Raw genomic sequence first — 21948 nt, 5'->3', positions numbered from 1 at the left:
ACTTTTATGCAGAACAAATATTGCCCTGATATTACCGTCATACGCGACATCGACTACCTCGGATCTGACCGGGAAGAAAAAATGGATGCCTACCTGCCCTCGTCGAAATATTCAGGACCGCACCCAGCTATAGTATTGATCCACGGCGGCGGGTGGCGCCTGTCCGACAAAGCTGCTGAGCGCGAAGTCCGTATTGGCAATGATTTAGCCAGCAATGGGTACGCAGTTTTCTCAATTAACTATCTTCTGAATATCGGGGAGAAAGACGCGGACGGAAACCTGAAGTTATCGCGGTTGGCATGGCCTCAAAATTTTTACGATTGTAAAAGCTCGGTCCGCTTTCTGCGACTGAATGCCAAGGACTATAATTTGAATCCAGACCGTATAGCCGTGATGGGGGGCTCAGCTGGAGGCCACTTAGCCATGATGGTCGGCAGCACTATTTATCATTCAGCCTTTAACCAGCAAGGTCTTTATACTAATCAGTCTAACGCCGTTTCTTGTATTCTTAACTTTTATGGGGACTTCGACATACGCGGGCGGCGCGTATCTCCTTTCGCTGGTGCCATGGGCAAGATTACTGCTAACAACGAGCGGGATGCTTCACCCGTGACTTGGATTGACTCCAACACAGCACCAATGTTTATCACGCATGGAACTCTGGACAAAACCATTCCCGTAGAGCGTTCACGTTTTTTAGTTCAACATCTCAATCAGTTGGGGTTGAATTACACCTATGTTGAAATTGCCAAAGGTCAGCACTCTTATGACCTGCACCCCGAGCAAATGGATCTCGAGGCAACAGTTCTGACATTTTTGGGACAATACCTTTGATATGCAGCAATAGTTAGATAGCTCTCACTATCTAACGCAGCTTATCGACACTGAACTGCTTGCCTTCGAATGCTTCCTTAACGGGCTCACCCCAGAATGGCGTTGGGGTGTAGTCCCAATCAAGCAGCATGCGTGGGCTCGCTTTTGGGTGGAAGCACCACGCCGTCCAGTTCAGTTTGTATTTCTGAATGAGCCCGATCATGTCCGGCACCCATGTTTCAGCATCCTCCTGCGCATCGTGGGGCATCCAATTCATTTTGTTCACATCGGCACCCACCTCGCCAACTAATATCGGATACTTCTCAGCCACTTCGAGGAACTTTCTTTGCCAGCCTTTCTTCCACGGATAAACATGCGTAGAGTACATAATACCATTGCCTTCAGGAGTATCATCAATCGCAAATCCGTTTAGCACTCCGGAAAGGTCATAAGCCCAATCCAAACCTCCTACTACGACGACATTGTTTGCACCGACGCCGCGCACTGCATCCACCAAGCCCTGCATGCCAACTGATTCAAAAGCTTTGGCATTTTTCTCTTTTTCTTGCTCGGTCAGGAAAGCGTCTTCGTCAGCTTGTTTTGTTTTCTTACCAATATCGCCACCATTTCGCCAGACTTCCCAAGAAGTGCTGTGAGGCTCATTCAGCAAGTCAAAGATAACGGCGGGATGGTTCTTATATATCGTCGCAGCATCTTGCCAAAACAGCACGTATTCTGGCTTGGGCGCACGGTATCGATGTAGATCGAGAACTACGTAAGCGCCCCGATTGGCTGCAAAAGTAATTACGTCGTTAATGAGCTCTTTGTATTGCTCTCCCTGGGGACCAAACCAGTAACTTTCCTTGACCGGCAGACGTATTACGTTAGCGCCCCATTCTTCGATGGCGACCTGGGTTGATTTTAATACGTTTTCACCATATTGATTCCATTCCAAACTGGCGACATTAACGCCTTGAAGCCATACATCGTTACCTTCACTGTCAACCAACCGGTTGCCAGATACGTGCAATTCAGAAGGCCAGTTGTCTTTATTCGCCAACTCTGCATCAACATGCATTCGCTCCTTCTGAGCTTTCTTTTCAGCAATTTTTTCCTTTAATACACCTGCCTCGATTGGTTTCAATTGTATGTTGTCTAAATCCATAGTTCCGCGCTCGACCTCAAACAGAGTGGGCATGAACTCAAGAGTCAGCGCATCTTCTGTCACTAGAAACTGTCGTGAATAAGAGCGCCACTCCTCACGATTTTTTCGAGTGTAAGGTGCCGAGGGCTGTGTATCAGTTTTCTTGCCGGAGCTATCCAACAGCTTCATCATAATCCGCGCATCATGCCAGGCCTGTAATCCAGGCTTGAGATTGCTCGTTCGCCAATCCCAGCTAAGCTCAAGCGCCTCAACCCCCTCTGGTATATCTATTTTGGTGTAATACATCACCATTTCGCCTGGCTTATCGGATTCGATCCGCATGAAAGTGTTTTCGCCTTCCGTTGGGTAGCTAATTCCTCCCTTAGCTTTTCCCCAATGATCAGGCTTCCCGTCGCTATTGCTGTCGGTTTGAAAATCTCCATTAACGATAAGCGAACCGTGTTCTTCCAAGGTCTTTCCAGCTTTTTCGCGGCGTTGGCGAACTTCCTCCAACGCTTTTTGCCTCTTTTGATAAGCAGGATCTTCTTCTTTGGGGATTTTGGGAATCTGCTGAAAGGAAATGTTGTCTATATCGTATGTGCCGGCCTTCACGTTAAAAAGAGCTGGCATGAACTTTATAACATGAGCACCAGCTGGAACATTGAATTCTAGCGAATTCTCAACCCATCCTCCGGTATCCTTAGAATTTCTTGGATTGGGTGGCTTGATCGAAAGTTTACCGCGATCAGCGTCCATGAATTCCATCATGATACGCGCATCAAACCAAGATTTCTCACCTTTAACAAGGCCATCCACTCGCTCATTCCAAGTAAATCGAATAGCTTCCACGCCAGGTTCAATCGCAATCTCCTTATAAGCCATCACCATTTTCCCCGGCACAATGCTCTTTAAGCGAAGAAAGCGATTGCCGTCTTCATAAACCAGCGAAATTTCGTCTTTACTAGGCCAATCCCCACTCGCACCACCGCCTTGAAAATCTTCCTCAAACAAGACTTTTTGAATATTAGAAGTAGTAGGCTGCTGTTCTGCCGAAAGCTGGTTGAAGCCAATCAGGCAACAGATCATGCTGCAAAAGAGAGTCAAGCGATGTAGATTAATGTCAGACATAAAGTTAAAGAAAAGTTTTGAATTAATAAGTTTTAAAAGATTATAATTATCTAGGAATTACTACAAGATATTAGCTGTTCGATAAACCATAGCCCCAGTCACCTCCAGAGTGCCTTCTTAGGATCGCTATTGTTATTCAGAAGCCCCAAGGCGATCTCAATCGGACAATCTTCATCTTTGCATTGCCAGCAATTCTTAGCATCTCGCCAATTGCAATAAATAGCATCCTGAACATATGGCTTGCTCAAGATAACGGTAATAGATTCTAGAATATAATCTGCCTGCATCTATTCCCTATGTTCGTCTTGCCTGGAAATTTCCGTCACTCCCCGGCACTAGATCCGTCTGAGCCATTTCCCGGGGGCCTGGCTTAGTGGCAATAAAATTCAAGACCCAGGCATGCAGTTCATGCAATCGCTTAAAGGTCGTATGAACGGCTTCAGGCAGGAAGCGACCTTTAGCAAAAGCCACCGGGTCAAAATTGAAGTCTCCATACCAGATCCAGACAATGCCTGCGTCATCCATCAGTCGAATATCGCGTTCCTCAAACTCAGCGGATCGGGCCGCAACACCGTGCGTAGAATCTACAAAATTTATCATAATGAATACTGCTAAGGCGTGAAGATTTGAGACTGATTAAATAGTGCCCCTTGCTACGTTTAATGGCAAAAGCTAGCCTGCGCAATTAGTTGCCTGGCCAATTCCTGATTGGTAATGGTGCCTTGAGTCCTCTGGCTGATGTCATTTCATCCAGAAAACCGACGCAAAATGAAACTTTCTGAATCACGAACACCCCCTGCGCACTCAGCGCGCAGTGAGAATATATGCACTTTCCAGCGATTCTGCTAGCGCATGCAGTCCAACTTTCGTGTCACCGAGATACCAGTTTCTCCAACGCCCTTGCTCAGAACTAGCCAGCACACTCATGGCTTCACGGAGCGAACTGGCGGCCGCGGAAAAATCCGGCTCATCATCAAGCAACGCAAGTAAAGCGCGATATAAGCCTCGCATGATTGATGCTTGCGTAACCAAGTTCGCTCGCAAGAAAGATGCTCTATTTGGATTATGAAGCGCCGCGGCTTGCACCAAAGGCAAAAGCATATCGAATTGGTGGATCGCTTCGTTTAGCTTAGCTTTAAGATCAGTTGGCTGCTTGACGGTGTATTCGCTGACAACCTCTGGAAGCGGTTCGCCACTGACTGCTGAGCGTACTATTTTATTGATGAAGGTACGGACACAGCCGTCGTAAAGACGCCAACCAGAGCGCAGTTCAGGCATAGCCTCAAAGAAATCTAAATAGAGATGTGCAGTACCTTGCGGTGCCCAGCGTCTCAGAAAGGCCTCCGCTTCAAAGTCTCCCGGACGCCAAACTTGTTCGCTCCAGACTTGAGCGCCAAGACTATGTTCCCGCAAGTTAGCGACATTGAGAATTGCATAAGCCGTGTCTCCTTTATCGGCAACCTGTTCGGCTGTAGTGGCGATCTTTTCCGGGGGCACCCCCTGCACTAAATGCGGACCAAAGCACCACACTGCAATGTGATAATAAACGCCGTATCCACGCTCAGGTTCGCGCGGCAACGTATGAAAATCATTGCGCATCTCTTGCGTCAAATCGTGATCAGCGAAGACGACGATGACGTTTTCCGGCACGAACAAAACGCCAGATTCGATTAGCTCTGCGCCTTCCAGCCATAGCGTCATGGTCGCAGGCGGATTTGGACGCGCATCAATCTCTTTTACAATTTCCATTTGGTCACGGAGTGCGCCAGAAATGAACTTACCGGCACTGGCTTTCGCCTCAGGGTCATGCGCCCAAAGAGGGCGATCTCCCCTTCCCCGTAATCCGACCTGCCAAAGCACGTGATCACCGCCTACTCGTGACCACTCTTGAGCGTAGGCGCGCCAGCAAGCACGCATGGCTTCAGGATCTTCCCGATAGCTGAACTCAGGTACCTTGTTCTGACCGGACCACCAGGTCTCGTAAGCGAAATGCGACACACCTAGTGGCTCGACATGATGCTGCGACACATAGAGCCCACGCGAGACTGCTGCCTCAATGATAGCAGCCTCATCCGGATTCATAATATCAATGAACGAAGCCGGAATAATTAAGTTGCCCCCCAGACGAAGCAACGCCTCGAATACCGCTTCCATGACCTCTGGCGCAATTATCGGCGAGTAATATTTGAGCAGACGTTTTTCGTAAAACTCATCGTCATCAGCGGTCAGCGTTTCTTCTCTTTTTGGCCATTTCGTAAAGCGTGTTTTACCACTATCTTGCCATCGACCTAGCAAATCTTCGTCATTGATGAACCACCCTCTCCAGCCAAATACGGGCGGGTCCGAGCCTATTTCACCGAAAGGTATTTCAATCTCCGATTGCGGTTCAGGCTCGGCGTCCTTCCAGAACCAAAGGGGGTCTACACCCAGATAGCGATGGGTGAATGCGTAAATGCCGTAAATAATACCCAACTCGTTTCCACCAGCAATGTGGATGCGTTCACCACAGCCAATACGCCAAGTTTCGGCCGAGAGTGTCTCGTCTCGACTAATATGGATACATCCCTCACCAGAATCAACAAATCGAGGCGTGACGCCGAATACCTTTTTAAGATCACGCGCCAAATCTTGAACTGCGTGGCCTACCGCCACGCTACTCTGATCAAGTTGAATGGAACAAGAAGCAGCTGTTAAAACGAACATAATTCATGAAAAACGCCCGGGACATACGCCGGGCGTTTAGCGGGATCACCGAAAGTAAAACTCTCTCATGCAATCTCGCATGTGCGTATGAAATAATTTGGAATTATCGCTTACGACGATAGATGACTAATGCGCCGAGAGCCATCAGCCCAACCATCAACGAATAGGTATGCGGTTCGGGAATTTGCGAAAATTCGAAACTAGTAATGTTGCCAGTGCCAGTGCTAGGCGTCCCTAAGCCGATGGCGGCGAAAGAAACATCACCAGAAAAAGCATAGGGTGTGCTGCTGTTGCCAGCAATATTGAAAGTGATCGTGCCAAAGTTTGTGGCTCCATCCCACTCAGTAAGGTCGAGAGTAACGCCGTAAGTTTGAGCGCCACTGAGACCAGTCGCAATATTATCACGAACAATAGTTCCACCGCTTTGCGTAGCTGTGTAGCCATCTGCTTCGCCGTTATCCCGATAAAGCGTAACACCAGCAGACGAAGCGACTCCGCTTTCATTAATTTTGTAGGTGCTGCCGTAAATGCCCACTGCGATCCAGTTACCACCACCCGCCGTAGGGTCAACGGTAGCCGAAACCTGGAAAATAGCGTCGGGATTGCCCTTCTGGTCATTAATAAAGCTTCCGATATTAAGCACCGCCTTCGTGTTGCTGGTAGAAATAACGCCATCCAAACTGTAGCCCGAAGATGGCGCTTCCCAAGTCGTGCCACTAAGGCTGCCGTCAACAAATGTGGGGGTGGTGCCGTTTAGCGTGGTGCTGCCACCATCAAAATCCTGGGAAATAAGCGTCTGCGCGGAAGCAGTCTGGCTCACCAGAAAAAGTAAAGATGTGGCGGCTAAGATAGGAGTGGATATACTAGTTTTATTGTCGTCCATAACGAATTGTGGTTTGAGGTGAAATTTTCATTTTGAAGGGTATTATATCTGTAAATGATCTATTGCTCAAGGGCGAATAAGGGATGAACTGCTGCTACTATTCTACAGCCTAGGCGAATTAAGAGTATTCTCACGCTAAAACACTTATTCCTCTTGGGCGAAAACTTTAATCAAACGCGCCCCCAGAGGAAACCGGACCGGAAATCTTCTATACCCCTTGCAAACTTCCGGTCCGGTCTATCATTTACCCCTATGCTCAATGAAATTTGATCTATTGGCTTATAACCGCGATTTGGTTAGTTCTTGGTGAAACTAGTTCCACCAATCGTAAATTCGCCATCATTGGAGCCGCCTTTCCATACGTCTGCCGAGAACGTCAAGTCACCAGAGGCAAAGCCTCTGTCGATGCCCTGATAAACATCATTGATTCCTTCCAGTGAAGTAATGGTGTCGTTAGTGAAATCAACCTCAGCGATGAGCACATCGGTCGATTGCGGCGTGAAGACATTGAGGCCAAAGTTGTCGTCGTATTGCCACTGCGAACCGTTCCAAACGACGGCGATCAGGTTGGAGCTATTGTTTTCGTAAGGGTCGGGATTAAAGCGGCTGTATACGTTTTGCTGGCTCCACATAATGAAGCCTGTGCCGGTGGCAGAGTCTTGCACGGCAACGCCGTAATTGACGTCGCCAAGTGAAACCGTTTCCCCTGCAGTAGACGCACCATTGATTCGAAAGAAGCTGCCGCTAACGGTAAATTCGCCGTCGTTTGATGTACCGTGCCAACGATCGGCCCGAAAGGTTAGATTGCCCGACTCGAAACCACGCGTCATTCCTTGGAATTTGTCGTCCGTGCCCTCCAGCGAAGTGATCGTATCATTAGAGAAATCGACCTCGGCCAGCAGCACATCGGAATCCTCAGGCGTGAAGACGACATAAGCGCTGTTACTATCATACCTCCACTGCGAGCCATCCCAGATAACCGCAATCAGATTCGAGCTGTTGTCGCTGTAGGGATCTGGATCAAAGCGGTCGTAGACGTTTTCTTCGCTCCACATGATATAACCCGTACCAGTGGCGCCGTCTTGGCAAGCAATGCCGTAATTTACATCGCCAAGCCCGCGCATGTCAAAGGCCTCGCCGCTGTAACCGTTAACCACCACATTGTCGAAAAACGCGTCGTCACAATTATGGGCATACATGCCAACGCCCCCCTGCGTAAAGGTCGTGTCGGAGTACGTAAATACAGTCGAGCCATCGCGATCGACGGTAATCACGCCATCTTCAACACGCACTTCTAGATTAAAACTACTGCCAGTCGTGTAGGAGCCCGAAGCGGTTGTGAGCGAGTTCACTGAACCATCCACCACAGCGTCCAGATAATACAGACCGAACTGCTTACTGATGGTCAGCAGGTAGTAGTTCATCGAGTCCTGCACACAGAAAGCAAAACCGATCTCATCGTTGTCAGTTGATCGAAGGTCGGCATTGATCGTGTAATTGTGCCAGCCGAGCGCTTCGGGTGTATTGAACCAAGCCATGGTGTCCGGGTTGTTACCGTTTTGCTTGAGTTCGTTTGAAACGACACTCCAACTGCCACCAACGAATGACCAACCATCGGCGTCGCCATCATTGAAATCATCGGCAAGCAATGTGGTTTCCATCGCCCCGGGGATGTAAGTCGGCCCTTGGACGCGAACCAGATCTATGTAAATGTTGCGCGACGATCCGTCGTGCGGGCCAGGCTCGAATTGTATGCGGTCCATAAAGCCCTCCCCGGTCATATTGCCACCGATCAAGTCCTGAAGCGGAATTTCATAACGCGCCCAGTCACTGCTTAGCGCCGGTCCGTAGTTACTAATGTTGACCGTCGCACCGTGGTATCCATCGGCATTGCGGACCTTCAGGCTCAGCGTTGCGCCGCTATCGCCCTTGACGTAAAAAGAGAGCACTTGGTCGGGCGCGGCAAAGTTGTCCTCTAGATAGATGCCGTCGTCGATATGCATGCCCGCATTGCCCGTAGAGCCAGATGGGATGCTATAGTTTATTTTAAACGAGCGGCTTCCGGTGTAATCAGTGTCAGAAGACTGTTCGTTGACATTCACTGTAGCGCCGGAACCGGCATACTTGTAAGCGTAGGAAACACCCGTCATGCCGCCAGTAATAGAGTCATGGTAGAGCGTAAAGTCGGGCGCATAATTGACAATCGGGCCGCTAGCGTATTGCTGAAGAATCGCCAATGGGTAGCGGGGCGCGTTGTTTCGCTCATCCAGTTCAAGGTCGAGCGGGTAATCATTAGACCACCACGGACCGCCTGCCCAGTAAGTTGCGCTAATGCCGTTAGCCGCCATATAGTCGAGCGCATTTTCCAGCATCGGAGCCCAGTTTGAATCGTTCCACGGGACACCAAACTCACCAATAAAACCTTGAACGTTGTTAGCGTTGCACCAGTCAACAAAGTCCGTGAGGTCGTTCACACCGTCGCTGGCTGAGTGGCCCCCGCCCGCGTAGCTTTGTGTGTATTGTCCAGAGCTATTGTTATCCCAATAGGAGTGCGCCTCGAAGATGCGCTTGTCCGCCGGGTCAACGACATTGATCAAATATTCGCCGTGGTTATCCCAACGGTGAGCGTTGCTGTAATACGTGCCCGGCAGCAGGACGTAATTATTCATGTCCTCATTACGAATGCCGTCCACCGCGTCCTGGCACGCGTTCAGCCATACAGTAGTGGAGACGCCGTTGGGCTCGTTCATCAATCCATAGGCCCAAATGTTATCACGGTCTTTATAGTAGGCTGCCAACTTTTCCCAGACGTCGCCAAAAGCGCTAACCGGCAGCTCGGTCGTACCAAGCTTGAAACCCTGTTCGCCCGACTTATTGGGGTTGCTGTCCTCACCAGGCACCCAGCGCCCAGCATAGTTGTGCATATCGAGAATAACCATCATGTCTCGCGCCGCAGCAGCGTCGAGAAATGCATCGATATAACCGAGCTCGGTTGAGTTGAGTGAGCCGAAAAGGCTGGGCTGGACGCGTTCCCAGCGGAACGGTAAACGGATAAGCCGAAGCCCCTTACTGTGAAAATAATCCAATTCAGACTCCTTGGGGTAAATGTAATTCGTACCTTCGGAGCCAGGGAAGGCGCTGGTATCTTCCGCTCCGGAGAGATTAACGCCGAACATCTGCGTTTGCTCAGCCGTGCCAGACAGAGGCAGCAAAACAAGCGCGCCGAGCGCGGATAGACGCTTAAACATGATATAATCCTAGGGTTGGGGTTGAGGTAGAGGCTCCTAAGTGGAACCTAAAAGTAGAAAATGCTTTGTTAATGCTGAAAAACCGATGATTACAAAGTGACGGTAAAACAGGCGTAAGTTGAATTTACTTGGACGGATATAAAGACGATTAATACATTACGCTTCTACTCTTATAAATGCATCCTCAAAGACTTTAGCCTCATAGGTTAAAACTTATATTAAATGCGCCCCCTAGATATCCGCTGTGCTGATGAGCCCTAGAAAATTAACCAACTGGCGATACATCACCACAATAAGGAGTATTCCACCAGACATACAAAAGCTTCGCTAACAGCCTGTGTAGCCACTACCAGCGAAGCTCTGCAACTTCGCCAAAAGAATGCTCTGGTAAAATTGCTGCCACGATCTTGTATGAGGTACCTCTGCGCCCAAACCTTGAATCGGTCTATCAAAAGCCTGAAATCTCTCGAACTTGTTGTTCAAACCACTCGTCAGTTGTATGCTATGTCATACCACAGAAGACCACCCAACGAATTCCCATATGAATAAATAATATCACATAGCAGGTTGCCACATAAAATTCTGACCAAGCCTCTACAGTAAAGATATCGCAGCCACAGATCCGAGAACAACGCCAGCAGCTGCGCCAACAATACGTTTGCTTCCATTCGAATCAGTTTGAATCGGACGTAAGGAAGGCGTAATCATTGCATCCATGAGATCGGATGAACGATCATCCATTGCAAGCAATTTTATGTTATCTCTATTTTAAGACATTGGATGCCAAACCAGGATCTCTCTGGCAATCAGCCTCTCATACATCATCGCGCTGATGCAAATCGTCGGCATTCATGCCGTCTATGACTACACCATCATCAGCCGCATCCAGCGTCGCTTGATTTAAGTCAACAAACATACGGCGCACGTCACCAACTCCTCCGTAGATAAACCACGCCGTGGTAAAGATGCCCAGGATGACGGATATCCAGAGGTTCACTTTCCAGAACGCAATCCAGGTTTCCTCACTGACCCCGACCGCGAGATTAATGGCGCTGCCGATCAGGAAGACGCACCACCAGCCTATCACCCACAGAATGGTGCCAATGTAAATGACCATGTCCCACTTGGTAAATTCCGGCCCCATGCCCAGGCTGCGCCAGGACTTCAGTGGCTTCTCCACCGACGGATCATCTGCGCGCCGGTATTCGCCGCGGTGCAAAAGCTTATCCATGTTATGGGCGTGGTTTTGAAGGAGTGAGAATGCCACATAGCCTACGATCGCGCACAACATCGCGAAGAACATCATCTGGCGCCCATTGAAAGGGAAATCATCAGCAATACTTTGCAATACAAAGTTATCAGGAAACCACTTAAGCAAAACCGGCGCAATCTCCGACCAGTAAGACTGAAGCATCAGCCCGCCAGCAGAGAACGATGCGCCAATGATCATGGCCGCCCAAGCACCCGCAGTCGTGCCACGCTTCCAGTATAGTCCGCCAATAATGACCGAGCCCGCGCCGCCCAGAAAGATTGCCCCCGTGATATCGAAAAACATGTAGATATAATCTCGCAGAGGAAAGATCATACTAAAGCACCACGCAAAAAACGCCACGCCCAGCAACCCACACCGCAGCAGCAGGATATGCTGTTTCATGCTGAGTGGCTTTTTCCGAAAGGGTAAAATTACATCCTGAATAAAGATACTACTCCAAGAGTGAAGGTAAGTATTATCCGTGCTCACGGCCGCTGCCACAATCACCGCCGCCAGTAAACCCGTTACGCCAATCGGCAAAATGTGCTGCAAACCAACCGGCACCGTCATTTGATGGCGAATAGCCGGTTCGCTGAATTGGCTAAGATCCCGGGTAATTTCCGCAGCCTGTTCGCTGAAGATCGGATTGTGCAACACGGCAAACACACACAGGGGCATCAGCAGCATGGCCATCCCTTGCGCCATGGCCCGCCAGTTTCCCAAGATGCCCGCCATCCGCGCCTCATGGGGTGAGCGCGCGGAGGCATTGTAGGCGCTGCTGCCCTGCCATGCGCGCGTGGTGTAAACAACCATGAACACGCCAATCAGGTAGTAGCCGATATTGAAATCCGCCATGCCGTCAGCTTCGAAAGGATTGATCATGGACTGGCCGGCTGGCCGCATCTGAAGACCGGTAATGATGTCGCCCCAGTCAAACATCCATAGCAGACAAAAGAGGATTACCATGAACGCGATTAGGCTGAACATTGACTGCGCAAAATCCGTCAACAGCACCGTAATCTGCCCGCCAAGAAAAACAAAGAGCAACGCGATCAGCAACTCAATTGCCATGACCACGGGGAAAACCGCAACCGGTGTCCCGAACAGCATGACCACATCCGGCAACTGGCAGAAGTGGATAAAAAACCGCGCGGTAATCGCCGGGAAAACGCCATAGTTAATCAGGCCGGACAGAAAGGCCAGCAAGCCGCAAAAGACACGAAAGCGGCGGCTGTAGCGCATCTCGATAAACTGCGGCATTGTCATGGATCGCGTCTGACGAAAGCGGTAAATGACGAAACCCGAAAGCGCAATGATCAAGCCAAGCGGCGAGAGAAAATAGCTCCACCAAATCGGCACGAAGCCCGCCTGGTAGGTGATTTCAAAGGCACCGACAATCGTGATCGCGCCGAGCCCGGCAATCCCTTCTGAAAGCGTCAGCAGGTAACGACCGGCGCAGCGATTCGCCACGAGGTAGTCCGCCACCCCGCGCATGTAGCGACGCGAGTAAAGCACCAAACCCATGAGAGCCAGGAGGAATACCGTGACGATTCCCCAGTCGATAATGCTCATAAAATATAATCCTTATTTGCGCGACTTCAGGGTAACCTGCTCCACCCACATGAGATCCGGACGGGCCAGCGAACCCATGCCATCTTCTTGCACTAGGCGTATAGCCACGATGTCCACCGGATCGAATTTGAGGTCGTTGCTCGGCTGTTGATTGTCCCCAACCGATGCAACCGGCACCCAGCCATCGGCCTGATCTGCGGGTATAACTTCGACACGAAACTCACGCGCCTGATGGTGGACGCCGTTATCGAAAGCCCAATTCACGGTAAGCCCTTCGGCGGCGACAGGCTGTGGAAATTGAAACTCCAGAAAATGCTCGCCATCCTTCTCCCAAGAGGCCCAAGCGCGGCGACGCCAGTCCAGTTGTTGCCGGTCGGCAATACCGTCCACAACGGGCGTTACATCATAGTCTGGATAGATCGAACTAGGCGCGACCCTGGTTCCCTCCGGAAAACCATTCACCGGCTCCGGCAGTTGATAGGTCATGCGCTCTGGCGTATTCTGTAGTTCGAGAAACCGCTCATCTGGCGAGGGTGTGTAGTCGATATCATAAATCGCATCGAGGTAGATAGTCGACACCTCAGGCACGTAGCCAAAAGTCGTCGCGCGGTCCATGGCAATACGGGTGTTTTCATGCTTGGCGGATGCCGCGTAGTCCAACGCTAGCACCACCAACCCATGCTCATCCATGGCGGGCTTGAGCACATCGCGCCACAGCGCCAAACCGTAGTCCCAGGCCGATGGCTTCAGGAGCATGTACTCCTTGGCGGCGAAATCATAGCTTGCCGTGCCGCTTTCGAACATGACGCCATCGATCGTCTCTGAAAGCGCAGGAATCGTGTGAAAGCCGCGGTTGATCACAATGACGCTATCCGGCTGCTGAGCGCGCAGCTCCTGAATGAGCGAGATCATCGCGTCTTTGGATTCAGGGTAGAGCTCGCTGGTGTCGACCGTATCGAGGAAGAATCCGTCGACCCCATACTCATCGCGCATGGCGGCAGTGCGTTCCAGGAAATACTTCCGCCAAGCTGGTTGACGCGCATCCGCGTAGTAGGAGTTCCAAATTTTATTTTTGTCCGGCTCGCCATTGGCGTCACGGTCAAAGTATCCGGAGTCCATCCCTCCTGGGCCTTGCCCATCGCCCACCCGTAATACGTCGTCCTCGCCAATACTGATATAGCCAATGACAATCGCGCCGCCATCTTGCATCTGCGCTATGGCGAGCGGGCTTTGTTTCTTCGTTTCGATAATTACGGCGTCCCGCGACACGAGCTCCTCAACCATACCCGGGCCATAATAGCAGGCATAGGAATTGATCCGTTCAAAGCGGTCTCGCACATCAGAGGCATGACTCAGGCACGCAACCCCAAAGGCTGCGAAAGTAATCAATTGGCGCATGGCTATCGGGGTAAATTAATTGGATGCCGGCATTGCTCGAACCGGCACAAAGTAAGGCTCTTCCGTGGTGACTTCAGCATAGTCCAAGGTGTCCACATGCCCGTCGAGAAACAGCGAGACCACTTGATTATCGCCATAGCGATTTGGGTCTGCCGGATGGTCTGGCGCAATGTAGCCCCAGCAGTCCATCGCAGGCCCGTCGGTGAGCACCAACGTCTTGGCAGGATCTGAAAAAATGAACTGTGACAGCACATGGTCGCCTTCGCGCGAGGTATCGCCCATGTGCCGCCCCATCACCACGTAATTCCAACCGTAGGAAATCGTCTGAGCCAGAGTGGTGTCATCCGTATCGTTAAAGTGAACATGTGCTGGGCTATGAAACACTTTAGTTTCTCCGTCAAGATAAGGACGCAGGAGCTGCCACCAATATTGGCCGGTGTTATAATTGTGCCACACCGGTATATTGTTGGCGTGCTCCTGGGCATACATCTGGGTGGCGCCGCCAATGTTGCGCACATTGGAAATGCTGCCCGTGAGCTGGCTTTTTCCCCGCACAGCGCCTATTACCGCGATGAGTATACTCGATAGTATGCCGATTACCGCCACACAAACGAGTAGCTCCACCAAGGTAAACCCAGATTGTTTACGCCGATCCATATCGTAGCACTTTAGCAGATTCTATGCGCGAAAGCGGCGGCGAAGCAAGGTAATCACACCTGCCAGGCCGACAAAGATCATCGCATAGTGGCCAGGCTCGGGAACCGATGCAAAGGTGTAGACGCCAGCGCCAATAAAGTCATCCACCGTGGTGCCATTGCTGTACATGGCGATCGCGAAGGTGTCATTCGGGAAGATCGTCCCACCGCCAACGGTAAACGTGGCCGAACGGCTAATCGAAATTTCCTGCTCGCTAACAGTGGTGTTGTAAAGCGCGATTGCCGCACCCCCATCCGTAATGCCATTGCCGGTGTTGAAATTACCAGTGGTCTGCTCAAACGGGAAGTCATTTTGCCAACCCACTTCCGAGCCAACCAAACCTAGGCCATATACATCGAAGCCGGTTGAGGGATTGTTGTCGTTATCCAAAGCAATAAATACTTGGGCGTTGCTACCATTGACTCCCACCGGATTGTTGTAGACAACGCGCAGGTAGAGATTGTTTTCATCATTGGCCGCATACAGCGTCATGAAATCAACCGGGTCACCGTCCCCAGTCGTGTCGGTAGTCAGGATCGGCACACCGACCCAGTCAGAGAAATCACCGTCGATGGTGATGTTGGAGTAGGTGCCGGCAAGGGCTGATACGCTCAGTGCGAGAGAGCCCAAGAAGCCGCAGAGCAGTTTTGTTGTGTTCATAGATTTCATAGTGATGTGAATTGGTGAGTGTTTTGAGTATTCGTGAAAAGTTGGATAAACGACTATGCCGGTGCGCCGACGGAGGCGCGTGGCACATAGTAGCTGCCAATGACGTGCTTGGCCGAAGCACGGGGCGATTCGCTCTCCTCGTCATCGAGTTGGGAGAGGATGCTATCCACCGCCGTCTTGGCGATTTGGCTGCGTGGAATGCCCACCGTGCTGAGTGACGGCGTGGTGTAGGCGGTAAAGGCCAAGTCATCCATGCCGACAATTGAAATATCATTTGGCACATTGAGTCCCATCGCGCTTGCCTCATTGAGCGCGCCCATCGCCAAGACGTCCGTTGCACAAAGCACTGCCGATGGCCGCTGCGAAGCAACTTGGTGAAACGCCTTTTGCCCATCGGCAAAGCTCACCGAGCCCTCCACGATTAGCTTGGGATCAACTGTCAGTTTGCAATCCTCCAGAATACGACGAAATCCATTTACCTTTGCGGTGATTCCAGTGCCGCCAATAAAACCGATGCGCTGGTGCCCCAAGCTGGCAAGGTCCCGAACGGCCTCCGCCATCCCACTGAAAATATCCAGTTCGACCACGATCTCTTTTTTAATCGGTGCCCAAGCGCGATTCGTCACGACTACCACCGGACACCCCTGCACTGACTCCAGTAAGCGCGACCCGCTGGTCCGACCATCCACGACCAGAATAATCCCGTCGAGCCCACCCCCACGGGTCAACTGACGCAACCGGTCATTTTCACCTTTGCCGGAACGGCTCAGCTCAAGGTGAACGGCCTGGCCCCGCTTTTCTGCCGCCTTCGCGATCTCCTGCGCGAGCTCCATGTTGTAATAGTCGAAAATTGGATCTTCCGAAAAACTGTAGTAAAGCCCGATCTGATTGGTGCGCTTCGAATTCAATCGACTGGCATGCACATTAGGCGAGAATCCACGGGCGCGGGCTTCTTCCAATACGCGCTCACGCGTCTTCTCACTGATACGACCACGGCCGGAAAATGCGCGGGAAACCGTCGCCGTGGAGACGCCGATTTGTTTTGAAAATGCTACGATATCGAGTGCCATTGTGTGTTAGTATTTACGCATGACTTAAGAAAACTAGTGGTAACTAGCTTCTCCCATGCCTACTTTCTTAAGTTGGCGGACTTCACAGAATTCCCCCTTGTCCGCGCTTTCCTTCGCCGCCAGACAAGCATAAACGCTTTGCAGCCCAGCCCATACATTGGAGATCGAACTGGCCTCGCCGCGGACCACTTTGACGAAGTTGTCAGCCAAGACACCATCACCACCATGGTGGTGTAAATCGCTGTCGACCTGGATCTTGTCTTCAAACGGTTGAAAGTGGTGTATCAGCGTGGCCTGGTTCGCATACCAATCAAAGCTCAAGGTCCCTTGATGCCCGGAGAAGGTTGCCCCGCGGCGCGCAGCTCCGCGCTTGGAATAGAACACTTGGGTATACACCCCCTGAGCACCATTTTCGAATTCGATCAAAGCACTGGAGGAGTCCTCGTTCATCCCGGTTTCCGGTGTTCCAATTTGCTCATAGAAGCCGCAATTTGGATCTGGATCAACCTCGGCAAATTTCGCTTCACGGTAGACACGACCGCAGGACTTCATTGCCCCTACGCGAACGATCGGGCTTCGCAAACAATAGGCCAAGTAATCGAAGTCGTGCGTCGCTTTCTGTAGGAATAATCCTCCTGTCACGCCATAATCACGATACCAGGAATTAAAGTAAACATCACCGTATGGCACGTAGTTAACTGCCATCACATGCTGTGGGATACCCAAGGCACCCTCATCCAACAGATGCTTAACGCGGACGCAAAGCGGCGAAGCCCGGAGAGGAAAACTAACCACCACTTTCGTTTGCGTATCTTGAAATGCAGACTCCATCGCCATTGCATCTTCAAGAGTGGTGGCAATGGGCTTCTCCAGGAACAAGGGCAATCCGGTTACAGCAACATCCATCGCATACTTGGCGTGTAAGTTACAACGCGTTCCTACCGCGATGGCGTCGACTCCGGCCGCCGCCAGCTCTTCCACCGAGCGCACAAACTTGACCGCCTTAGCTTCTTTCTCTGGCAGCGCCTCACGCACTGCAGCTTCATCGGGGTCAATCGCAGCAACCACAGAAAGCTCAGGCTCTGCTTCACGCATGCAAGTATTCACCATGTGGTTTAGGCGTTTGCCCAGGCCAATTACTCCAATCTTCATGTCCATAGAAAAACAACCGAAATGAGCATCGTCAAGATTTTTGTGTAAATACTTACGCATTTTCTTGCCAATCGCCTTTGAGCCTTATACGGATTGCCCCATACCTAAGACTAGGAACCAAGAAAATTGTATGAGTAACCAAACATCAACGGACCTTTCAGCCATCGCCAAGTTGTTCAATATGCGCGCCGACTATGTATTGTCGCACCCATATGGCAGCGGCCATATCAACGACACATACTGCGCCGAGTATGATCAGGCCGGTCACCGACTGCGCTACATCCACCAGCGCATCAATAAGAACATCTTTAAAAACCCAGAAGCGCTCATGGAGAACATCCAGCGCGTCACCGACCACAATCAGGCGGCCCTGATGCGCGAGGCAAATCCCGAGCGCCTTCGCCGCGGGTTGACGCTCGTGCCCGCGCACACAGGCAAGCCCTACGCAATCGACGACCAAGGCGACTACTGGCGCACCTACTTGTTCATTGAGCGTGCTCGGACGTACGACAAGATCGAGTCTCCACAACAAGCCCAGGCGGCAGCCGCGGCATTTGGGAAATTTCAAAAGCTCGCGGCATCGCTGCAAGGTGAGCGCCTCAGCGAAACCATTCCCGACTTTCACCACACGCCCAAGCGCTACGAAGCATTTTGCGCCGCGCTTGAACGCGACGAACACAACCGCGCTAAAGACATTAAACCCGAAATAGACTTCCTCCATGCGCGACAGGATGACTTCGGCATGGTAGTCGATCAAATGACCGCCGGAAATATCCCCGAGCGCGTCACGCACAACGACACCAAGCTCAACAATGTCATGATCGACGACTTCTCTGGTGAAGGCGTTTGCGTGATCGATCTCGACACAGTAATGCCCGGGAGCGTGCTCTACGACTTCAGCGACATGGTCCGCACCGCGACCAACTCCGCCCTCGAAGACGAAACCGATGTCAGTAAAGCCTCGATGCAGATGCCCATGTTTGAGGCCCTACTCCAAGGCTACTTAAGTGCGGCCGCTGGCTTTCTCAATGATTATGAAAAGGAAGGCCTGGGCCAAAGCGCCAAACTCATGTCTCTGGAGTGTGGCATGCGCTTTCTAACAGATTACCTGCAGGGTGACACCTATTTTAAAATCAAGCGCCCGGCGCACAACCTGGACCGCGCGCGCACGCAATTCGCCTTGGTGAAGTCGATCGAACAGCAGCAGTCGGAGATCGATCGACTCATTCAGCGCACCTTCATCGAATCTGAATTCAACTACTCGTAACCAAAGACCCTCAACAGAATCAATCATGACACGCCCTACCCTCTTAATCCTGGCTGCCGGCATGGGTAGCCGCTACGGCGGGCTCAAACAACTCGATGCAATGGGCCCGATGGGTGAGACCATGCTCGACTACGCCGTGCAAGACGCGATCAGCGCCGGCTTCGCCAAAATCGTCTTTGTCATTCGACGCGATTTCGAAGCCGAGTTTCACAAACACATCAGCAGCCGCTACGATGATCGCATTAACTTGCAGTTCGCCTATCAGTCACTCGAAGACCTTCCCGCGGGCTTCACTCCCCCGCCAGCGCGCACCAAACCTTGGGGCACCGCGCAAGCGATCTACGCCGCTCGCAACATAATTGCTGAGCCTTTCGCCGTCATCAATGCCGATGATTTTTACGGCAAGGAATCCTACGAAATTCTAGCCAAGCAACTCTCAGAAGAAGATCCCACGACGCTCTCGATCAGCATGGTTGGTTACCAGCTAGCCAAAACCCTTTCCCCCCACGGATCGGTAAACCGCGGCGTGTGCCAGCTTCACAAAAACAAACTGAAGACTGTCGAGGAATATACCAACATCGCCGCCAACGCCGCAGGCGTCGTCATTGGCAAAAACCTCAAAGGCGTCCAGGAGGTCCTCAGTTCCCACACTGTAGTCTCAATGAACTGCTGGGGATTCACTCCGCAGATATTTGCCGCCATTGAAGCGCACTTCATCGCATTCCTCAAAGAAAGAGGCAGCGAAATGAAATCCGAATGCTACATCCCAACCGTCGTTGACGAATTGGTACACAGCGGCCAAGCAGAATGCCAAGTCATGCTCACCTATAGCCCATGGTTTGGCGTCACCTATCCAGAAGACAAGGAACGCGTCGTCGCCAGCCTCAAAGAACTTTGCGAAAGCGGACAATATGCCTGAAGAAACACCATCCCCGCGACGCGTTCTAGTGACCGGAGGCGCAGGCTTCATCGGATCACACACTGTTGATCAGCTCTTGGCGCAAGGCGACGAAGTGCTCGTCGTCGATAGCCTCGCGACCGGAAAGATTGAAAACCTCGATTCCGCGAGCGCCTTCTCCAGCTTTCGCTTTGAGCAACTAGATGTCGCCCGTAGCGACGCTTTTTGCCGAACCACAGAAGCCTTTCGACCGCATGCGATCATCCACCTCGCAGCGCTCGTCAGCGTGCAGGAGAGTATTCAAAATCCTGCGCTCAATTTCGAGCGAAACGTCCTGGCAACGCAGTCCGTAATCGATGCCGCCCAACGCTGCCAAGTGGAGAACGTGGTCTTTGCGTCCTCCGCCGCAATCTACGGAGACAATCCGGATCTGCCGCTCAAGGAGTCTGCCGAAAAGCGACCGCTCTCGCCCTATGGTGGTGCCAAGTTGGCCAGTGAAGCCTTGTTGCTCGCAGCAGCCAATACCTATCATTTCACCGTCACCGCCAATCGCTACTTCAACGTATACGGCCCGCGTCAAGATCCGAAGTCCCCATACTCTGGCGTCATGTCGATCTTCCTGGACCGGTTCACGCAAGGCATCGCACCAACTGTATTTGGCGACGGCGCTCAGACACGTGACTTCATCAATGTGCAAGACGTCGCCCGGATGAATGTGCTTGCCGCCAGCTCAACGCTGCCGGGTTTCCATGCCTTCAACGTTTGCACCGGAAAGGCCACAAGCTTGCTCGACATCATCGATGTCCTACGCGAGCACTTCCCCAACGTCCCGGAGACAACCTTTAAAGAGGCTCGTGCCGGTGACATCATCCACTCACTGGGTAGTCCGGAAAGCGCGCGTGGGAAACTTGGTTTCCGCGCTCAGGTGTCTTTGAACGAGGGCCTCGCGCACTACCTGCAAACCACCACAAGCGTTACTTCACAGCTGCCGTGATCGAGTCTCGCTCGACAAAGAATGTATTCACCGTGTGCATGAACTGAGGCGCGGGCGCGCCCTTACCTTCGGAAGCGTTCATAACGTTTTCGAGCATCTGCAGGGCGCTGGCGGCGATTTTCGATCGCGGCACCCCGATGCTCGCGAGGGACGGCGAGGTTTGCGATGCGAGCGCAAGGTCATCCATCCCGACAATGGATAATTGATCAGGCGTCGACAAGCCGAGCTTCGCTGCCCCTTGCAGAGCGCCAATAGCCAGCAAGTCCGTGCAGCAGACCACTGCGTCGACTTTCTTCTTGAGCAACTCGCCGACCGCCCGCTGCCCATCCTCAATTGTTTTAGGACCATTGGCGATGAGCGCTTCATTCGGCTTTAGGCCATAATGCTCCAGAGCCGCCTTAAAAGCCTTGAACTTGGTCTCGTCCGCCAAGCCGCGGATGAAGCCAATGCGACGATGCCCGAGCTTGACCAATTGTTTCACTGCCTGCTCAATGCCGCTTTCAAAGTCTAAATGAATAAAGCCGGTGGATGGATTCTTTGCCCAAACCTGATTCGAAATGACGATTGTTGGGCAGTCGGCAATGACTTTTTCCAGCCCATCCAAACTTCGCTCGCTATCGGCGACGATGATGACGCCGTCCAAGCCTTTGCCTGCAATGAGATTATTCAATTGCGCGTCCGGCTGTGAGGGGCTCCGCAACACCAAGTGCAAAGAAATGCCCCGCTCCGCACACGCCTTGGCAATCTCCTGTGCGAGCTCCATGTTGTAGTAATCGAAAATGATCTCTTCGCCAAAAGTGTAGTAGAGGCCAATCACGCCACTGAATTTCGAGGAAAGGCGTCGCGCATTGATGTTCGGCGCAAAGCCATGTTTACGCGCTTCTTCCAGAATGCGCTCCTGGGTCTTTTTACTGATCCGCCCGCGCCCGGAAAACGCGCGCGAAACCGTCGCGGTCGAAACGCCTACAATCTCTGAGAATTCACGAATGTCCATCTGCTGCATTGCTCCGACGATCATCAATAGACCAAGACGCGAGCATGCAGAATCGTGGGCAAACCCC

The 21948-nt window shown here is 51.7% G+C and carries 16 protein-coding genes; 4 read left to right on the top strand and 12 right to left on the bottom strand.

Annotated features, from left to right (window positions below; genetic code table 11):
* The first annotated feature begins 6 nt into the window (after positions 1 to 6).
* A complete protein-coding gene (locus tag O3S85_RS00875) occupies positions 7 to 834 on the top strand; it encodes an alpha/beta hydrolase (protein ID WP_269537127.1) in 828 nt (275 codons plus the stop codon).
* A gap of 31 nt (positions 835 to 865) precedes the next feature.
* Here O3S85_RS00875 and O3S85_RS00870 read toward each other — a convergent pair whose 3' ends face one another.
* From O3S85_RS00870 to O3S85_RS00820, 11 genes are all read right to left on the bottom strand, one after another.
* Positions 866 to 3085 carry a glycoside hydrolase family 5 protein gene (locus O3S85_RS00870; protein WP_269537125.1) on the bottom strand — a complete coding sequence of 740 codons (2220 nt, stop codon included), beginning with the start codon at positions 3083 to 3085 and terminating at the stop codon, positions 866 to 868.
* A gap of 294 nt (positions 3086 to 3379) precedes the next feature.
* Positions 3380 to 3685, bottom strand: a complete 306-nt coding sequence (locus tag O3S85_RS00865; RefSeq protein WP_269537124.1) for a hypothetical protein — start codon at positions 3683 to 3685, stop codon at positions 3380 to 3382.
* A 204-nt stretch (positions 3686 to 3889) separates the two neighbouring features.
* Complete coding sequence (locus O3S85_RS00860; protein ID WP_269537122.1) at positions 3890 to 5788, bottom strand: glycosyl hydrolase 115 family protein; 1899 nt, start codon at positions 5786 to 5788, stop codon at positions 3890 to 3892.
* A gap of 103 nt (positions 5789 to 5891) precedes the next feature.
* A complete protein-coding gene (locus tag O3S85_RS00855) occupies positions 5892 to 6671 on the bottom strand; it encodes a hypothetical protein (RefSeq protein ID WP_269537120.1) in 780 nt (259 codons plus the stop codon).
* Positions 6672 to 6967: 296 nt separating this feature from the next.
* The gene (locus O3S85_RS00850) at positions 6968 to 9919 is read right to left on the bottom strand and encodes a glycoside hydrolase family 5 protein (protein WP_269537119.1); all 2952 of its coding nucleotides are present in this window, start codon (positions 9917 to 9919) and stop codon (positions 6968 to 6970) included.
* An 814-nt stretch (positions 9920 to 10733) separates the two neighbouring features.
* Positions 10734 to 12743, bottom strand: coding sequence for a sodium:solute symporter family protein (locus tag O3S85_RS00845; RefSeq protein WP_269537117.1), 2010 nt, complete (start codon positions 12741 to 12743; stop codon positions 10734 to 10736).
* A 12-nt stretch (positions 12744 to 12755) separates the two neighbouring features.
* Entirely contained in the window at positions 12756 to 14141 is a 1386-nt protein-coding gene (locus O3S85_RS00840) for an endo alpha-1,4 polygalactosaminidase (RefSeq protein ID WP_269537115.1), read from the bottom strand.
* 15 nt (positions 14142 to 14156) lie between these two features.
* On the bottom strand, positions 14157 to 14798 hold the full coding sequence (locus tag O3S85_RS00835) for a type II secretion system protein (protein ID WP_269537114.1): 642 nt from the start codon (positions 14796 to 14798) through the stop codon (positions 14157 to 14159).
* A gap of 21 nt (positions 14799 to 14819) precedes the next feature.
* Positions 14820 to 15497: a PEP-CTERM sorting domain-containing protein gene (locus O3S85_RS00830; RefSeq protein WP_269537113.1), complete on the bottom strand. Its 678-nt coding sequence runs from the start codon at positions 15495 to 15497 to the stop codon at positions 14820 to 14822.
* A gap of 62 nt (positions 15498 to 15559) precedes the next feature.
* Complete coding sequence (locus O3S85_RS00825; RefSeq protein WP_269537112.1) at positions 15560 to 16576, bottom strand: LacI family DNA-binding transcriptional regulator; 1017 nt, start codon at positions 16574 to 16576, stop codon at positions 15560 to 15562.
* A gap of 33 nt (positions 16577 to 16609) precedes the next feature.
* Complete coding sequence (locus O3S85_RS00820) at positions 16610 to 17788, bottom strand: Gfo/Idh/MocA family protein (protein ID WP_269537111.1); 1179 nt, start codon at positions 17786 to 17788, stop codon at positions 16610 to 16612.
* Positions 17789 to 17858: 70 nt separating this feature from the next.
* On the opposite strand from O3S85_RS00820, the gene O3S85_RS00815 reads away from it, so the two are divergent.
* From O3S85_RS00815 to O3S85_RS00805, 3 genes are read left to right on the top strand one after another with little or no spacing between them, the layout of a single operon-like run.
* On the top strand, positions 17859 to 18995 hold the full coding sequence (locus O3S85_RS00815; protein ID WP_269537110.1) for a phosphotransferase enzyme family protein: 1137 nt from the start codon (positions 17859 to 17861) through the stop codon (positions 18993 to 18995).
* 25 nt (positions 18996 to 19020) lie between these two features.
* Positions 19021 to 19914: a sugar phosphate nucleotidyltransferase gene (locus O3S85_RS00810; protein WP_269537109.1), complete on the top strand. Its 894-nt coding sequence runs from the start codon at positions 19021 to 19023 to the stop codon at positions 19912 to 19914.
* A complete protein-coding gene (locus O3S85_RS00805) occupies positions 19907 to 20887 on the top strand; it encodes an NAD-dependent epimerase/dehydratase family protein (protein ID WP_269537108.1) in 981 nt (326 codons plus the stop codon). The genes O3S85_RS00810 and O3S85_RS00805 overlap by 8 nt, the downstream gene beginning before the upstream one ends.
* Here the strand turns inward: O3S85_RS00805 and O3S85_RS00800 are convergent.
* On the bottom strand, positions 20868 to 21905 hold the full coding sequence (locus O3S85_RS00800) for a LacI family DNA-binding transcriptional regulator (protein WP_269537107.1): 1038 nt from the start codon (positions 21903 to 21905) through the stop codon (positions 20868 to 20870). The genes O3S85_RS00805 and O3S85_RS00800 overlap by 20 nt on opposite strands.
* Positions 21906 to 21948: the final 43 nt, after the last annotated feature.

Source organism: Cerasicoccus sp. TK19100, from assembly GCF_027257155.1.
Classification (GTDB): Bacteria; Verrucomicrobiota; Verrucomicrobiia; order Opitutales; family Cerasicoccaceae; genus Cerasicoccus; species Cerasicoccus fimbriatus.
The sequence above is the reverse complement of the archived record's forward strand: the minus strand, read 5'-3'. Positions and strand labels throughout refer to the sequence as shown.

What these genes read in the sequence shown, in the direction of transcription:
- O3S85_RS00875 (WP_269537127.1), top strand. Translation starts at nt 7, where the DNA reads ATGCAGAACAAATATTGCCCTGATATTACCGTCATACGCGACATCGAC.
- O3S85_RS00870 (WP_269537125.1), bottom strand. Translation starts at nt 3,085, where the DNA reads ATGTCTGACATTAATCTACATCGCTTGACTCTCTTTTGCAGCATGATC.
- O3S85_RS00865 (WP_269537124.1), bottom strand. Translation starts at nt 3,685, where the DNA reads ATGATAAATTTTGTAGATTCTACGCACGGTGTTGCGGCCCGATCCGCT.
- O3S85_RS00860 (WP_269537122.1), bottom strand. Translation starts at nt 5,788, where the DNA reads ATGTTCGTTTTAACAGCTGCTTCTTGTTCCATTCAACTTGATCAGAGT.
- O3S85_RS00855 (WP_269537120.1), bottom strand. Translation starts at nt 6,671, where the DNA reads ATGGACGACAATAAAACTAGTATATCCACTCCTATCTTAGCCGCCACA.
- O3S85_RS00850 (WP_269537119.1), bottom strand. Translation starts at nt 9,919, where the DNA reads ATGTTTAAGCGTCTATCCGCGCTCGGCGCGCTTGTTTTGCTGCCTCTG.
- O3S85_RS00845 (WP_269537117.1), bottom strand. Translation starts at nt 12,743, where the DNA reads ATGAGCATTATCGACTGGGGAATCGTCACGGTATTCCTCCTGGCTCTC.
- O3S85_RS00840 (WP_269537115.1), bottom strand. Translation starts at nt 14,141, where the DNA reads ATGCGCCAATTGATTACTTTCGCAGCCTTTGGGGTTGCGTGCCTGAGT.
- O3S85_RS00835 (WP_269537114.1), bottom strand. Translation starts at nt 14,798, where the DNA reads ATGGATCGGCGTAAACAATCTGGGTTTACCTTGGTGGAGCTACTCGTT.
- O3S85_RS00830 (WP_269537113.1), bottom strand. Translation starts at nt 15,497, where the DNA reads ATGAACACAACAAAACTGCTCTGCGGCTTCTTGGGCTCTCTCGCACTG.
- O3S85_RS00825 (WP_269537112.1), bottom strand. Translation starts at nt 16,576, where the DNA reads ATGGCACTCGATATCGTAGCATTTTCAAAACAAATCGGCGTCTCCACG.
- O3S85_RS00820 (WP_269537111.1), bottom strand. Translation starts at nt 17,788, where the DNA reads ATGCGTAAGTATTTACACAAAAATCTTGACGATGCTCATTTCGGTTGT.
- O3S85_RS00815 (WP_269537110.1), top strand. Translation starts at nt 17,859, where the DNA reads ATGAGTAACCAAACATCAACGGACCTTTCAGCCATCGCCAAGTTGTTC.
- O3S85_RS00810 (WP_269537109.1), top strand. Translation starts at nt 19,021, where the DNA reads ATGACACGCCCTACCCTCTTAATCCTGGCTGCCGGCATGGGTAGCCGC.
- O3S85_RS00805 (WP_269537108.1), top strand. Translation starts at nt 19,907, where the DNA reads ATGCCTGAAGAAACACCATCCCCGCGACGCGTTCTAGTGACCGGAGGC.
- O3S85_RS00800 (WP_269537107.1), bottom strand. Translation starts at nt 21,905, where the DNA reads ATGATCGTCGGAGCAATGCAGCAGATGGACATTCGTGAATTCTCAGAG.